The sequence below is a fragment of the Vibrio sp. 10N.222.46.A1 genome (genome assembly GCF_041473595.1).
Classification (GTDB): Bacteria; Pseudomonadota; Gammaproteobacteria; order Enterobacterales; family Vibrionaceae; genus Vibrio; species Vibrio tasmaniensis_A.
In genome coordinates this window covers 1,351-1,613 of sequence record NZ_JBFRSN010000594.1, presented here as the reverse complement: position 1 = coordinate 1,613, position 263 = coordinate 1,351, and the positions used below count along the sequence as shown (strand labels likewise).

The window sequence follows — 263 nt, the reverse complement described above, 5'->3', positions numbered from 1 at the left end:
TACGTCACCCGCACATGAACAGCCACCGTCACCGATGATCATGCCGCCAAGGCCGTGTGCTGCGTCGCCACACTCGATGATTGCAGAAAGTTGAGGGTAACCTACGCCTGTTTTAACACGTGTAGTACAAACAGAACCAGGGCCGATACCAACCTTAACAATGTCTGCGCCAGCTAGAATTAGCTCTTCAACCATGTCACCCGTTACAACGTTACCAGCAGAGATAACTTTAGTCGGGAATTCTGCACGTACTTTCTGTACGA

Annotated in this window: 1 protein-coding gene; it reads right to left on the bottom strand. The window is 50.2% G+C overall.

The genetic code is table 11. The features are described 5' to 3' along the window. On the bottom strand, positions 1-263 hold a 263-nt coding region (locus tag AB4496_RS16635; protein ID WP_372131404.1), incomplete at both ends, for an IMP dehydrogenase.